At 65.1% G+C, this 14,216-nt stretch carries 16 protein-coding genes; 9 read left to right on the forward strand and 7 right to left on the reverse strand.

The genetic code is table 11. The annotated features are described in order from the left end of the window. Positions 1 to 16: 16 nt before the first annotated feature. The 5 genes from U0034_RS00740 to U0034_RS00760 all read left to right on the forward strand — a co-directional run bounded on the left by U0034_RS00740 (position 17) and on the right by U0034_RS00760 (position 4,877). A complete protein-coding gene (locus tag U0034_RS00740) occupies positions 17 to 487 on the forward strand; it encodes a universal stress protein (protein ID WP_085230562.1) in 471 nt (156 codons plus the stop codon). A 519-nt stretch (positions 488 to 1,006) separates the two neighbouring features. After that, positions 1,007 to 2,428, forward strand: coding sequence for a cytochrome P450 (locus tag U0034_RS00745; protein ID WP_158243578.1), 1,422 nt, complete (start codon positions 1,007 to 1,009; stop codon positions 2,426 to 2,428). After that, entirely contained in the window at positions 2,421 to 3,332 is a 912-nt protein-coding gene (locus tag U0034_RS00750; RefSeq protein WP_085230501.1) for a sulfotransferase domain-containing protein, read from the forward strand. The genes U0034_RS00745 and U0034_RS00750 overlap by 8 nt, the downstream gene beginning before the upstream one ends. 64 nt (positions 3,333 to 3,396) lie before the next feature. Next, entirely contained in the window at positions 3,397 to 4,200 is an 804-nt protein-coding gene (locus U0034_RS00755) for a class I SAM-dependent DNA methyltransferase (RefSeq protein WP_085230563.1), read from the forward strand. Next, positions 4,197 to 4,877, forward strand: a complete 681-nt coding sequence (locus U0034_RS00760) for a sulfotransferase family protein (RefSeq protein ID WP_085230503.1) — start codon at positions 4,197 to 4,199, stop codon at positions 4,875 to 4,877. Before U0034_RS00755 ends, U0034_RS00760 begins: the two co-directional genes overlap by 4 nt. A gap of 82 nt (positions 4,878 to 4,959) precedes the next feature. Here U0034_RS00760 and U0034_RS00765 read toward each other — a convergent pair whose 3' ends face one another. Next, complete coding sequence (locus U0034_RS00765) at positions 4,960 to 5,436, reverse strand: universal stress protein (protein ID WP_085230505.1); 477 nt, start codon at positions 5,434 to 5,436, stop codon at positions 4,960 to 4,962. A gap of 285 nt (positions 5,437 to 5,721) precedes the next feature. Between U0034_RS00765 and fnr the strand changes: the two genes are divergently transcribed. After that, positions 5,722 to 6,498: a fumarate/nitrate reduction transcriptional regulator Fnr gene (fnr, locus tag U0034_RS00770; protein WP_085230564.1), complete on the forward strand. Its 777-nt coding sequence runs from the start codon at positions 5,722 to 5,724 to the stop codon at positions 6,496 to 6,498. Positions 6,499 to 6,519: 21 nt separating this feature from the next. Here the strand turns inward: fnr and U0034_RS00775 are convergent, their stop codons facing one another. Continuing rightward, positions 6,520 to 7,506: a zinc-dependent alcohol dehydrogenase family protein gene (locus U0034_RS00775; RefSeq protein ID WP_085230565.1), complete on the reverse strand. Its 987-nt coding sequence runs from the start codon at positions 7,504 to 7,506 to the stop codon at positions 6,520 to 6,522. A 188-nt stretch (positions 7,507 to 7,694) separates the two neighbouring features. Here U0034_RS00775 and U0034_RS00780 point away from each other — a divergent pair, with 188 nt between their 5' ends. Continuing rightward, positions 7,695 to 8,723 carry an Acg family FMN-binding oxidoreductase gene (locus U0034_RS00780; RefSeq protein ID WP_085230566.1) on the forward strand — a complete coding sequence of 343 codons (1,029 nt, stop codon included), beginning with the start codon at positions 7,695 to 7,697 and terminating at the stop codon, positions 8,721 to 8,723. Positions 8,724 to 8,864: 141 nt separating this feature from the next. Here U0034_RS00780 and U0034_RS00785 read toward each other — a convergent pair whose 3' ends face one another. Further along, entirely contained in the window at positions 8,865 to 9,146 is a 282-nt protein-coding gene (locus U0034_RS00785; RefSeq protein WP_085230568.1) for a DUF1488 family protein, read from the reverse strand. A 177-nt stretch (positions 9,147 to 9,323) separates the two neighbouring features. Between U0034_RS00785 and U0034_RS00790 the strand changes: the two genes are divergently transcribed. Then, complete coding sequence (locus U0034_RS00790) at positions 9,324 to 9,671, forward strand: c-type cytochrome (RefSeq protein WP_085230506.1); 348 nt, start codon at positions 9,324 to 9,326, stop codon at positions 9,669 to 9,671. Positions 9,672 to 9,711: 40 nt separating this feature from the next. Next, positions 9,712 to 10,095: a DUF3564 family protein gene (locus U0034_RS00795; RefSeq protein WP_085230570.1), complete on the forward strand. Its 384-nt coding sequence runs from the start codon at positions 9,712 to 9,714 to the stop codon at positions 10,093 to 10,095. A gap of 115 nt (positions 10,096 to 10,210) precedes the next feature. Here U0034_RS00795 and U0034_RS00800 read toward each other — a convergent pair whose 3' ends face one another. From U0034_RS00800 to U0034_RS00815, 4 genes are all read right to left on the reverse strand, one after another. Beyond that, positions 10,211 to 11,059, reverse strand: a complete 849-nt coding sequence (locus U0034_RS00800; protein WP_085230507.1) for an ureidoglycolate lyase — start codon at positions 11,057 to 11,059, stop codon at positions 10,211 to 10,213. A 54-nt stretch (positions 11,060 to 11,113) separates the two neighbouring features. Beyond that, complete coding sequence (locus tag U0034_RS00805) at positions 11,114 to 11,890, reverse strand: SDR family oxidoreductase (protein WP_085230508.1); 777 nt, start codon at positions 11,888 to 11,890, stop codon at positions 11,114 to 11,116. A gap of 53 nt (positions 11,891 to 11,943) precedes the next feature. Next, on the reverse strand, positions 11,944 to 12,777 hold the full coding sequence (locus tag U0034_RS00810; RefSeq protein ID WP_085230511.1) for an amidohydrolase family protein: 834 nt from the start codon (positions 12,775 to 12,777) through the stop codon (positions 11,944 to 11,946). 103 nt (positions 12,778 to 12,880) lie between these two features. Beyond that, positions 12,881 to 14,185, reverse strand: coding sequence for a UxaA family hydrolase (locus U0034_RS00815; protein ID WP_085230513.1), 1,305 nt, complete (start codon positions 14,183 to 14,185; stop codon positions 12,881 to 12,883). Between the last annotated feature and the right edge of the window lie 31 nt (positions 14,186 to 14,216).

Here is a 14,216-nt window from a genome sequence, read left to right on the forward strand (position 1 = left end):
GCAAACGGAGGTTTTCATGTATCGACGCATCATTGCCCCCATCGATGGCAGTCCGACGTCGGCCCGCGCCTTCGACGCGGCGCTGGATTTCGCCAAAGACAGCGGCGCCACGCTTGCGCCGCTTTACGTCGTAGACGTGCCGCTCATCGGTGCCGACGCGCCCGGCTACGATCCGTCCATCGTCCGCAACGCGCTGTTCGAGGAAGGCGAGCGGCTGATGTCCGAAGCCCGCGCGAAGATGGAAGCGGCAGGCGTGACGGGCGAGCCGCACCTGGCCGAGACGACGGGCCTGGGGGACGATATCGCCCACTGCATCCTGAAGCTTTGCAGGGAATGGCCCGCCGATCTCGTGATCATGGGCACGCACGGACGCCGCGGCTTTCAACGCCTCGTGCTGGGGAGCGTGGCCGAACAGTTCCTGCGCATCTCGTGCTGCCCCGTGCTGTTGATTCCGGCGGGCGAAGCCGGCGTGCCGCAGCACGGCTGACCGTGTGCGACGGCGGCCTCTGTCACCGGCCGCCTTTCCCGATCCTTTGCCGAAGCCGCGCTGGTGCACGAATCAATAAACCTGATCTCCACGCCAGGCACACCAATTACCGTAGGGTAACAATGGTGTTACCGCCTCCATTAAGATAATCCTTACAATCAATTCCGCAATTTACTTACGATCTTTTAAGGAATCATGAGATTTTAAATTTCGACGTCCCACAGTCAAGAGTCGCGAATGGATTCGACCAATTCAATGTCTTCACCATGTAAAAAAACTCTGCTAGAGTGATATGCGATTTGGCTCATTCGCCATAAGCGGTGGCCGAATCGCTCTTATTTCACAAACTCGCGGAGTTGCCATGAAGAACATGATCAGTGTGGTGTCGAAGCTCGTCCGTATCCTCGGCGGTCATAAGCTGGGCTATATCTACACCTACTAAAGGCACGTAAAAAGGGAGGCCCGCGTGCCTCCCTTTTCTCCACTCCGCTGCTGCGCGTGATGGCGAGCGTACATACCATGTTTCGTGCCGAGAACGTTCCTCCAGGCCCCAAAGGCAAGCCGTTCATCGGCAACGTCAGCGCATTTTCTGAAGACCCGTTGCAATTCCTGCTGGATTGCTCGCGGCGGTATGGCGCGCTCGTGCGCATCGCGAAGCGTACATACCTCGTGAACGATCCGGAGCTGATCAAGCAGGTATTTCACGAAAGGGACGGCCTGTTTTCAAAGACAGATCCGACCGAAGGCGAGCGCCGCTCCGCTTTTCCGGCGTCGGTCATGAATAGTTCGGGCGAAGACTGGCAAAACAAGCGGCGAAAGCTTCAGCCGGCTTTTCAAAAGGCGCTGGTCCTTCGCAGCGCGGAACAGGCATTCTCTTCGGCGAATGCATTCCTGTCCCGTTGGCATGGCGCTCCATTCACACACGACGCGCGGGAAGATATGGGCACGCTGTGCATGGATATCGGCAGCCGCTTTCTTTTCGACGCGCCCGCGCAGGACGCGGAAACGGAGAGTATCGCCGAGACGGTCGATGCCATCATGAAACTTACGCGCAGCCAGCTCCGGATACCATCGTGGGTGCCTACGGCAGGCAACCGCCGCCTTCGTCGCGCCCGCGCCCGGCTGGATGAGGCGATGAGCCACATCGTCCAACGCTACCGTCAGTCGGCATCGGGCCGCCCTTGCCTTCTCGGCACGCTGTTCGCCGAAGACGAGAGCGGGCAATCGGCTTGGCTGCGCGACGAACTGGCGACGATGATCATGTCCGGGCTCGAACCGATGGCCGACGGACTGACGTGGACGCTCTGGCTGCTGGCCCGACATCCTGGCATCCAGCATGACGTCTACCGCGAAATCACCACGGTCATGGGCGAGCGCACATCGATGGCGGCAGAGGACCTCGCCCGGCTGCGTGTCACGGAGGCGGCCGTCAAAGAATCGCTGAGACTCTACCCGCCCGCGTGGATGACGGGACGCATCGCCACACGCGAGTGCGTGTTCGGCGGTTTTCATGTTCCGGCGGGCACGATGCTGATGATCAGCCAATGGGTCTCGCATCGCGATCCGCGCTATTTCGCGTATCCGGACGAATATCGGCCCCAGCGCTGGCTTGACCGCGAGGGCGCGGCCGCGTTACCGGCCTACGCCTATTTCCCGTTCGGCGGAGGCCAGCGCAAGTGCATCGGCAGCCATCTGTCGATTACGCAGATGATGGCAGTGGTCGCCGCGGTCATTCGCGGCTTCGATCTGCAAATGGCACCCGATGCAAAGGTCCAGCCCTATCCCGCGCTCGTGCTCCGCCCCCAGGGCGTCCGACTGACTGTCGCCCCGCGGTCCCCGTCATTTCCTCTCGACCTGGATCCGGAAGCCCGAGCGGCCGAACCGACGGCATCGACATTCTGGCGCTCCAAGCCAGCGCTATTGGAACCCGACCATGAGTGAAACACGCTACCCGACCAAGCAGCGCGAATACCCGAGCAAGTTCTTCGATTCGGCCGTGTGGAACGATTTCGCGTTCCGCGAGGGCGATATCGTGATAGCCAGCTACGCAAAAGCGGGCACGACCCTCACGCAGCAAATCGTTGCACAGTTGCTGTTTGACGGCGCCGAAGAGACCGATGTGTCCAAAATCTCGCCCTGGCTCGATGCTGTCTATCCAGACAGGCCAACGCGGCTCGCGCTCGTGGAATCGCAGCGCCATCGGCGTTTCCTGAAAACCCACCTCCCGGTGGACGCGCTCGTGTTTTCGGCGAAGGCCAAATACATTTACGTGGCGCGGGACGGCCGCGACATTGCGTTGAGCCTCTACGATCATCAATCAGCCATCTCCCAGCAGCCACCGCTGAGCACGGACGGCGGCACACCGGGGCGCCTGCGCGTCGTCGCCCCGCCGCCGCTCTCGGCCGTCGACCATTTCAATGGCTGGCTCGACGGGAACGGGCATCCGTTCTGGCCTTTCTGGGAAAGCGTGCGCTCATGGTGGAACGTGCGGTCACTCCCGAACGTGCTGATCGTGCATTTCGCGGACCTGATATGCGACATGCCCCGCGAAATCCGGCGCATCGCCGAATTTCTCGACATATCCGTCGACGCATCGCGTTGGCCGGACATCGTGCGGCACTGCGGTTTCGACTACATGAAGGCACATGCAGCCCGCTACGTCCCGCAGGGCGCGGGGCTTTGGAAGGACGGCGGGCGGGCCTTTTTCAGCAAGGGACGCCACGGCCGCTGGCAAGGCGTGCTGCCTGCCGAGGCCAGTGAGCGGTACAAGCGGCGTGCTGTCGACGAACTAGGCGGTGAATGCGCCTTGTGGCTCGCAGCCGGCAACGCCGGAGATACGCAATGAGCACGCCGTACGCGGTCGCATCTTGCGCAACCCGCGAGCGCACGATTTTTTCACGAGCCCCAAGATGAACACGTCTGCAACACAGAACGCCTCCCAGACCAATTACGACGCCTTTGCGGCCTTCTACGACACCTGGCACGACCGATGGCCGGAAAACGCGAAGGCCAACTGTGTGGAGACGCTCTCGCGACTGGCGAACGGCACGGATGTCCTCGAACTGGCGATCGGCACCGGCCGAATCGCGCTGCCCCTGTCCATGCGCGGGTTGAAAGTATCGGGCGTGGACAACTCCGTCCGCATGCTCGACAAACTGCGCGAAAAACCCGGCGCCGAGCAACTGTCGCTCGTGTGCGGGAACTTCGCTGACATCCCGGTCCAGGGACAATTCGGGCTCATCTATATTGTCGTGTCGTTCGGCTATTTGCTGAACCAGAAAGAACAGCTGCGCTGCCTCGAGAATGTCCGCGCAAAGCTGGCGCCCGGCGGCGCGTTCGTCATTCAAACGGTCGTCCCCGGCCCCGAAATCTTCAACGGCACCGGTACGCTGGACGATCTGTTCGACGTCCCCTCGACGGCAGGGGGTGAAACCGATGCGGTCATGCTGCTTTGCTCGAAGACCGATCTGGTCCGGCAGGTGATCGACCAGCGCGTGATCGTACTTGGCGACGACGCGCCGAAGATCTACACGCACCAGCGGCGCTACGTATGGCCGTCCGAACTCGACATGATGGCGCGCGCTGCCGGCCTGGAGCTCGAGTCGCGCTGGGGTAGTTGGACCCAGGAGCCATTCACGCAGAAAAGCCGAAGCCAGATCTCGGTCTATCGGCGGCATCGAGACGCGGCGAGCGAACGCAAAGGCCTCGAATGAGCTTGAAAGTGATCGGCGCCGGATTAGGGCGCACGGGCACGCTCTCTTTGAAGCTGGCGCTGGAGCATATCGGCTTCGGCCCGTGCTATCACGCCATGGAGATCGGCGCCACGCTGCGGAGATCGCTGCCTTTATGGCTCGACGCGATACACGGCGAGCCCGACTGGGACGCAATCTTCGACGGCTACGCGGCCACGGTGGATTATCCCGCTTGCTGTTTCTGGCCTGTGCTGCTCGCACGTTTTCCCGACGCACGGGTGATTCTCTCCGTTCGCGACGCCGATGGCTGGTTCGACTCGGTTCAGGAGACGATTTTTTCTCCGCGGGGCGCCAATCCGCTATTCGGTACGGCAGGGCGCGCGCTGAGCGAGTTTCTAAGGCGCGATTTCGGCGAAAGGATCGCCGACCGGGCGTTCATGACCGACTATTTCAGGCGCTGGAACCAGGCCGTCGTAGACTCGGTTCCGGCCGAGCAACTGCTCGTCTTTCCGGCGGAAGCGGGTTGGGAGCCGTTATGTGCTTTTCTCGGGGTCCCCGTGCCGAACGTACCCTACCCGCGCCTGCATGAGCGCAAGACGCGCGCAGACGGAGCACGGCAGCGTGCGCTTCCGTCCGACCCCGCCGAGCTCGAAACAAGGCTGCGCGCCTATTTGGACAGTTTGAGCGCCGGCTCATGACGCGAAGCGCGGCATGCCCTGCCGCTCGAATATTGCGCCGGCTTCATTGCGCGAGCCGGCCGTGATCGCTGCCGGCGGGCGATCAAAGCTCGGCCACCGGCTTTCCCGCTTCGGCATCGTGGCGCACGAGCAGCACCGGCACGTCGGCCGCACGCAGCAGCGACTCGGCGACGCTGCCGAGCAAGACGCGCCGCACACCCTGCCGGCCGTGCGTGCCCATGACGATCAATTCGGCCTCGAACTCGTCAGCCACGCGCGCGATGACGGCGGCGATACTTTCTCCATACGCATCGACGGCACGCGTGGTGCCTTGCACGTGGCAGGCAGCGAAGCGCTCCGCCGCCTCCTCGAGCGCCGCCGTGGCCGACTCAATCGCGGCCGCGCTCGCGCCTTCCTCCCCCTGGTAGACGGCCCCGACGTCGACGAGCTGGGGGGCATGCTCGACGACGCTGATGGCGACGACCGATGCGCCCGACGTCCTGGCGATTTTCACCGCCTCGTCGAGCGCGAGACGAGAGGCGCGACTGCCGTCGACGGCAGCGAGAATCTTCTTGTACATGAGAGTCCTCCGGGGCTGTCGCCCGTTGCACGGATGTGTTCGTGCAATAAGTGTGCGATGGCTGCGCCCCGCCCGGCTTGACCGAAATCAACGGCTGCCGCCAATCCGCACGCCTGACGAATCGGCGCTTTCCGGTGCCGCCGTAGGATAATCCTTACAACGCTTCGCGAACACTTACCGCAGTTTCGTACGCCGCCGATAGGTTTTCTCCGAGTGAACTTCCATACTTTCGCCATGGAAACCACTGCGGTGCCGATGTGCCCGCGACCACCGGCGGAGGCCAAGATGCTGCTCGAACTAGACCGTAACGACGACGTATGCACCGCACCGTCCGCCGCGCAAATCTCATGGCAACCGCGTGCAGCTCAGCCCGCACGTGCAACCGCACGTTGCTCGAGCTGCGCCATGCGCTCGGTCTGCATGCCCAATACACTCGCGGCGAAGGACCTCGCGCGCTTCGACACGATCGTGAGCGCAACGCGCGTCGTGATGCGCGGCGAAGCGCTTTATCGCTCGAGCGACGAGTTCCAAAGCGTGTATGCGGTGCGCTCGGGCTCCTTCAAGACAGTGGTGATGCATCGCGACGGACGCGAACAGGTCACGGGCTTTCATCTCGCCGGCGAAGTGCTGGGGCTCGATGCCGTGTGCGCGGAGCGCCACAGCAGCGACGCCATCGCGATCGAAGACAGCAGCGTCTGCATCATCCCTTACGCACTGCTCGAAGCGCTGTGCGCCGAGTCGAAATCGCTGCAGCATCAGGTCCTGCGCACGATGAGCGGCGAGATCGTGCGCGAATCGTCGCTGATGATGCTGCTCGGCACGATGAGCGCGGAGCAGCGCGTCGCCACGTTCTTGCTGAATCTCTCCACGCGCATGCAGGCGCGCGGCTATTCGGCCGCCGAATTCAACCTGCGCATGACGCGCGAGGAAATGGGCAACTACCTTGGCATGAAGCTCGAAACGGTGAGCCGCATGTTCTCGAAGTTCCAGCGCGACGGTCTTCTCGAAACGCACGGCAAGCAGATCCGCATCGTCGACCTCGAAGCACTCGCCCGGGTCTGAACGCGGTGGGCTGGGCCGCCGCTACCGCATCGTCAGCACGGCCGCGCCGGCAAGCCGCCCTTCGCGCAAGTCGGATAGCGCGACGTTCGCCTGCCGCAGCGGGTAGGCCGTCGTCTGAAGTTCGAGCGGTACCTGCCGGGCAACCCGCATGAAGGCGTGCCCGTCTTCGCGTGTCAGGTTCGCCACCGAGACGATTCGCCGTTCTCCCCAGAGCAGGTCGTAGGAAAAGGCCGGGATATCGCTCATGTGAATCCCGCCGCAGACCACGATGCCGCCCTTGACCACCGCCTTGAGCGCGGCCGGCACGAGTGCGCCCACGGGCGCGAAGATCAGCGCCGCATCGAGCGGCTCCGGCGCCGCTTCGTCGCTCGCGCCAGCCCAGGCGGCACCAAGCCGCCGGGCGAGCTGCTGCGCGGCCGTATCCCCCCGTCGCGTGAACGCATGGACGCTGCGCCCTTCGTGGTGCGCCACCTGCGCGACGATGTGCGCCGCCGCCCCGAATCCGTAGAGCCCGATGCGCTGCGCATCGCCCGCCATGGCGAGCGTCCGGTAGCCGATGAGGCCCGCACAAAGCAGCGGCGCCGCCGAAACGTCGTCGTACTGCGGCGGCAGATGAAAGCAGTAGCCGCTGTCGGCAACGGTGCGCTCGGCGTACCCACCGTCGATCGTATAGCCCGTGAATGCCGGTGCGTCGCAAAGGTTTTCCCGGCCGTGCCGGCAATAGCCGCAGTGGCCGCAGGTATGGCCGAGCCAAGGCACGCCTACCCGGTCGCCAAGCGCGAAACCCGTTACACCCTCGCCGAGCCCGGCCACGGTGCCGACGATTTCGTGCCCCGGCACGAGCGGCGTTTTCGGGTGCCGCAGTTCGCCGTCCACGACATGCAGGTCGGTGCGGCATACACCGCATGCATGCACGTCGATCAGCAACTGGCCCGGGCCGGGGCGCGGATCCGGCAGCTCGCGCTCCTGCAACAGGGGCGAGGTGCCGTCGAAGACCATTGCGAGCATTGCTTCGCCTCCTTTTTGTTCGGTGTTCGACGATGAGCGGCGCTGAGCCGCTTCGAGCCATTTCACCGCAATTCGATCCCACTGTCTTGACCCATCTCAACGCGCGCGGCCGCGCCGGGCGCGACGATGCGCCTATCGGCGCATGCCGCCGCTTTCGAGAGCCGCACACGGCAAAGGAGACGTTGCTCATGGACAAGTCCGCGCACAGCGCCGCGTGGCGCATCAACGACAAGCTCGCCCCCGACGCGAGCATCGCCGACAAGCTGCGCTTCGCGGTGCGCTATGCCGTGCTCGCGCCCTCGAGCCACAACACGCAGCCATGGCGCTTTGCCGTCGACGGGCAGACGCTCGTGCTCAGCGCCGACCGCCTGCGCGCGTTGCCGGTCGCGGACCCGTACGACCGCGAACTGATCATCAGTTGCGGCGCTGCGCTCATGAATCTGCGCATTGCCCTCGCCCATCTGGGGCTCGGCTATGCGATCACCGTATTTCCCGCTCGAGCCGACCCGGACGTCCTCGCGCAGGTGCGCATCGAGCCGGGCGCGGCGCGCGACGAACGCCTCGCGCCGCTCTTCGACGCGATCGCCCAGCGTGTCACGACGCGTCTGCCGTTCGCCGACGAGCCCGTGCCCGGCGACGTCTGCCTGCGCCTCGTCGACGCAGCAGCCGCCGAGGGCGTGGAAGCGATTTGCATCAGCGCAGCCGCGGAGCGCGAGCGGATCGCCGATGCGATCGGCGAGGCCGATCGCGCGCAGTTCGACGACCCGCGCTTTCGCCGCGAATTGGCGGGCTGGATTCACCCGCGCCGGCGGGGCGACGGCATGCCGGCTCAGGCTGAGGGGATCGAGGCGCTGCTCGACTTCACGACGCCTCTGGCTGCGTTGGCGATTCGCACGTTCGATCTGGGCGGCGGCGTGGCGGCGGCGCATCATGCGCTGGCCGCCGGTTCGCCGCTGCTCGTGTGCCTTGCCACAGGTGCCGATGACGCCGAGGCATGGCTCGCAACAGGGCAAGCGCTCGAACGGCTGTTGCTGACCGGGGTGCGAGAAGGACTCAGCGCTTCGTATCTGAATCAGCCGATCGAAGTGGATACGCTGCGAGCCAGGCTGCGGCAAACGCTCGCACTCGACGCGACACCGCAACTGCTGCTGCGAATGGGGCGCGGGCCGCATGTCGAACACGCCCCGCGCCGGCCGCTGGAAGACGTGCTGAGCTGACGCGATAATCAGCGGCACGGCGGGTGCCTTCCACGCTGCCTACGCGCCGCCTGCGCTCCGACAGCCCCGACAGCCCCGACAGCCCCGACAGCCCCGACAGCCCGGCGCCCCGGGCACTGACGCCGGACCGAGGAAGCCGCCTTAGCCGGCCTCGTAGAAGCGGAAAAATCCACTGTGCAGCAGCACGGGCTTCTTGCCGAGCTCGTGCAGCATGCGTCGCGCAGCCTTTTCGATGGCATGCCGATTCCGCTCGAAAGCCTTGACGACGTCTTCCTCGCGCAGCGACTCCGCTCCGAAGTGATCTTCGAGCGCTTCGGCGGTGATCGCGCATTGAACGCGCTCTCCGTCGACGACGGCCGAAAAGGCGAGCACGAGATCCCGGCCGCAATACTCGGCCGGCTCCGGGGGAAACGTGATATGCATGACTGCCACCTCGCTACGCAGCTCGAAACGGCGGGCGAGCCGCATGGAACGCGCCGCCCATGGATTCAGCATAGTCGAATGCCGGCAAGGCACGGCTTGACTTGCATCAACGATACCGGCGCAGCGCATCCGTACACTGATCCTCAGCGTCCACGACCGTCTTCGAGGGTGTTTCGTATGAATGCGCCGCACAGCCTTTCGCGATCGGCCGTTGCCGTGCTCGTCTGCTTCGCGGCGACGAGCGGAACCGCCCTCGCGCAACGGTTCGAGCCCACCGCGCTCATCGATCAACAGCATTGCATGTTCTGCCACACCGTGGACGCGCCTTTTCTTGCGCCGTCGTTCAGGCAGATCGCCGAGCGCTACCGCAGTGAACCTGGTGCGCGGGTCATGCTCGAACACAAACTCGTCAAGGGCGGCAAGGCCCATTGGGGCGATATGTCCATGCCCCCGGCGGCCGAGCGCGGCGGACCGCTTTCGGAAGAGGACGCGCACACCCTCGTCGAATGGGTACTCGATCAATAGCCGGCAACCCTGCTTCATGCCGACACTAGTGGAGAGCACGATGCGCATCACCGTTCATCTCAGCACCTTCGATCGTCTCAACCCGTGCGCTTACGCGATACTCTGGCTCGATCGCGAGCGGCGGCAATGGTCACGCGAGAGTCATTTCGGCGTCAACCTGCCCGCGTGGGGCGTGCTGCGCACCGAGCCGCACGCGACCTCGGTCTGCGCACAAGGCGGCGAGGTGCCGATCTTCGAACTCGACGGGCTCGAACTCGACGGCGACGTGGGGCCGTTCGAAGGCGAAACGGGTGGCGCGCAGTGGATTGGCAGCCGCAGAAGTTCGCCGGGCCACTGGTACGTGCAGTGCGTCGACGAAGAGACGGCGCCGCCCGAGCATGGCATTTTCGCCGGTGACGACGCCGACGCGGCCTCGCCCGCTTGAGCCTTGGCGGCGCCCTCTCATTGCGCCGCTTTTCATTTTTTTGATTGCAGCGCTCTAACCGAAGCGCAGCCGCCGCGCGTGCATTCGATCGCGGCTACTGCGCTTCCGCTACCCGCTACTGCGCAGCCACGACGCGCTGACGCTGTTCGCCGAGGCCCGAGATGCCGAGGCGCATGGCCTGCCCCGCCTTCAGATAGACGGGCTCGGGCTTGATCCCGAGACCGACGCCGGGCGGCGTGCCGGTCGAAATCACGTCCCCGGGCTGCAAGCTCATGCATTGCGACAGATATGACACGATCTTCGCAACGGAGAAGATCATCGTGCGCGTATTGCCGTTCTGATAGCGATGCCCGTCGACTTCGAGCCAGAGATCGAGTGCTTGCGGATCGGGCACTTCGTCGCGCGTGACAAGCCAGGGTCCGAGCGGGCCGAACGTGTCGAAGCCCTTGCCCTTGTCCCACTGCCCGCCGCGCTCGATTTGCCATTCGCGCTCGGACACGTCGTTGATGACGCAATAGCCGGCCACGTAGTCGAGCGCGCTCGCCTCGTCGACGTATTTGCACGGCTTGCCGATCACGACGCCCAGCTCCACCTCCCAGTCGGTCTTCTTCGAGCCTCGCGGAATTTCCACGTCGTCGTTGGGACCAATGATCGCGCTCGTCCACTTGTTGAAGATGACCGGCTCGGCGGGGATCGGCAACCCCGACTCCGCCGCGTGATCGGCATAGTTCAGACCAATGCAGACGAACTTGCCGACGCGGCCCACGCATGCGCCGATGCGGGGCTCGTCGCCAACGAGCGGCAGCGCGGCCGGATCGAGCGCACGCAGGCGCGCCAGCCCCGCATCGGAGAGCGCATCGCCCGCGACGTCGTCGATGTGTGCCGAGAGATCGCGGAGGTGGCCTTGGGCGTCGAGCAGGCCCGGTTTTTCCTGGCCTTTCGGCCCATAGCGAAGCAGTTTCATAGCGTTGCCGTGGCAGTGAGAATAGAAATGGGGTTCAGCGCGGGGCGCTCGGATTCAATTCGACCAGCCGCCGTCGATCAGATGGATCTGGCCGGTCGTGAACGCCGACTCGTCCGACGCGAGATAGGCAGCAAGCGCCGCGATTTCCTCCGGACGGCCGATGCGGCCCATCGGCTGGCGCGCGACGAATGCCGCCTCGACTTCGGCTACCGTCTTGCCCTGTGCCTGGGCCTGCTCGGCGATACGCGCGGAAAGCGACGGCGAGGCCACCGTGCCGGGGCAGATGGCGTTGCAGCGCACGCCGCGCGTCACGAAATCGGCGGCGACCGCTTTCGTTAGCCCGACCACGGCGGCTTTCGACGCGCCATAGACGAACCGGTTCGGCACGCCCTTCACGCTCGATGCGGCCGACGCCATGTTGACGATCGAGCCGCCGCCGCGCTCGAGCATCGCGGGCAGGAATGCGCGGATCGTCCGATACATCGACTTCACGTTGAGGTCGAACGAAAAGTCCCAATCGGACTCCTCGCATTCGAGCACGCTCCCCGCATGCACGAAGCCGGCGCAGTTGAGCAACACGTCCACGCCACCGAGCTCGCGGGCCAGCGCGGCAACGGCTTGCGAATCGCGCACGTCGAGCCGATGGGTCTCGAACGGCACGGCGCCGAACAGATCGGTGCGCACGTCGGTTGCGACGACGCGCGCGCCCTCGCGTGCGAAGCGCTCCGCGCAGGCGCGGCCGATGCCTTGTGCGGCAGCCGTGACGAGGGCCGTCTTGCCGGCGAGCCGGCCGGACGGCGGTTGCGGAAAACCTGTGTCGGTGGCGTTCATGAATGCTCCATGAAAAATGGAATGATCGTTATCCTCGATGCCGCGCGCATGGCTTAGAGCCGGTAGCAGATGCTGGCCGTGCCGCCGAAGATCGCTTCGCGATCTTCGCGCGCGAGCGCTTGTGTCAGACGCTGCGCGCTCGAATGCCACGCGTCGTAGCCGCCGCGCAAGTCGACCACGGGCCAATCGCTGCCCCACATCAGCCGCCGCGGGCCGAAATGCTCGAGCAGATGGGCGACATAAGGCGCGAGCGTTTCATCGTCCCATTCGGCAGACGCTTCGGTTACCAGGCCGGAAAGCTTGCAATAGATCTGCGGCAACCGCGCGAGCGCCGCGATGCGCTCGGCCCACGGGTGCCAGCCGGCTTCGGCGTCGCGAATCGCTGGCTTCGCGCCATGATCGACGACGATGCGCAAGCGCGGATGGCGCTCGGCGAAGGTCTGCAAAAATGGCAAGTGCCGCGCGAACACGAGGGCATCGAACACGAGCCCGTGCTCGATCAATGCCTCGATGGCTGCGTCGAGCGGGCGTGTGGCGATCCAGTCGTCCTCGGGCAGGTCCTGCAGCATCGGCCTCACCCCTTTGAACTTCGGCGCGCGCGCCAGCTCGGCAATCAGCGCGGGACAGCCGGGCTCGTCCAGCGGCACCCAGCCGACCACGCCGGCGACGGACGGCGCCTGGCGGGCGAGTTCGAGCAGATAGCGCGTTTCCTCGACGGTGGGCGCCGCCTGCACCACGACGCTGCGCTCGATGCCCGCCGCACGGGCGAGCGGCGCCAGATCGGATGGCCCGAAATCGCGGTAAAGCGGCACGAGTTCCGGCGTAAGCCAGCCGTAATCGCCTCGCGCAAGCGCCCAGAAATGCTGATGTGCATCGACAGTCGTCATCCCGCCCGCCTCCCCTCGAGCGCCGCAACGGCAGTGTGAAGCGTGATGATACGCGCCGAGGCGCCGCCTCGGCAGCCCCAGCCGCACGACAGTGCGAGCGCGCTCACGCGGGCACCCGTGCGGGTGCGATCGGCAGGCACGACGGGCCGACCGGCTCGAACGCCTTGTAGGTGAGAATGAATTCCTGGTGGCCGAGCATTTCGGATTTCGAGCGCCGGCCGTTGGCCACGGCTGCCGTCAGTTCGTACACCTCGTGGCCGACCTCGTCGAGTGTGCCGCGCCCTTCGAGGATGCGTCCCGCATCGACATCCATGTCGCCCGAGAGGTTGCGGTACGTCGCGGGATTCGCGCAGACCTTGATGACGGGCGAGATCGCGGAGCCGACCACCGAGCCGCGCCCGGTCGTGAACAGGATCACATGACAGCCACAGGCAATAAGCTCGCCGATCTCCGCGTTGTCGCTGATGTTGGGGAAGCCGAAACGCGGCTCGCCGTCGGGCACGACGTCGAGCAGATAGAGCCCGCCCGTGGGCGGGACGTCGCCGGGTTTGATGATGCCGACGATCGGCGATGCACCGCTTTTCGCATAGGCGCCGAGCGACTTTTCCTCTTGTGTGGTGAGGCCGCCGTCGGCATTGCCGACCGCGAAGCTGCCGTGGCCCATGATCGTGTAGTAGCGGGCCGCCTTGGCCACGCACTGGACGATCGCATCGCCGAGCTCGGGCCGCACGGCCCGCGAACGCATGTGATATTCGCAGCCGACGAGTTCGCCCGTTTCTTCGAACACGCAGCTCGCGCCGCGCTCGATCAAGGTATCGAAGGCCCGGCCGACTGCCGGATTCGCCGTGATGCCGCTCGTGCCGTCGGAGCCGCCGCAGATCGTGCCCACGATGAGCTCGCTCACCGCCATCGGCACCGTCTGCTGCCCGCACAGCGTGGCACGCGCACGGCGCACCCAGTCGACACCGCGCAAAACAGTGCCGCGGGTGCCGCCCGTCTCCTGGATCGTGAGCACCTCGACGGGCCGGCCGCTTTCGCGCACGAGGTCGACCAGGTAGTGCTTGTTCATACTCTCGCAGCCGAGCGAGACGAAGAGCACCGCACCGACGTTCGGATGCGTGGCAATGCGGGCCATCATCTTTTCCGCGTATGCGTTCGGATAGCAGCCGGGAAAGCCGATCAGATGCACGTCGGGCTCGGCATCGTGCGCGTTCGAGGGTTCGAAATCGGCGTCGAGCGCGTCCGTAGTGTCGTCATAGCGCGGGCCGAACCGGGATACGATTTCGCGGGCGACGTGATGCGCGCATTCGACGAGATAAGCCACGGCGACGACGTTGCGAATGCCCTTGCGCCCGTCGCTGCGCAAGTAGCCACGCAGTTGCACATCGGAGGTGAAAGGCTCGGTCATGGGGTTCTCCGGCGATGGACGATCGGGGCCG

This window comes from Trinickia caryophylli (genome assembly GCF_034424545.1).
Taxonomy (GTDB): Bacteria; Pseudomonadota; Gammaproteobacteria; order Burkholderiales; family Burkholderiaceae; genus Trinickia; species Trinickia caryophylli.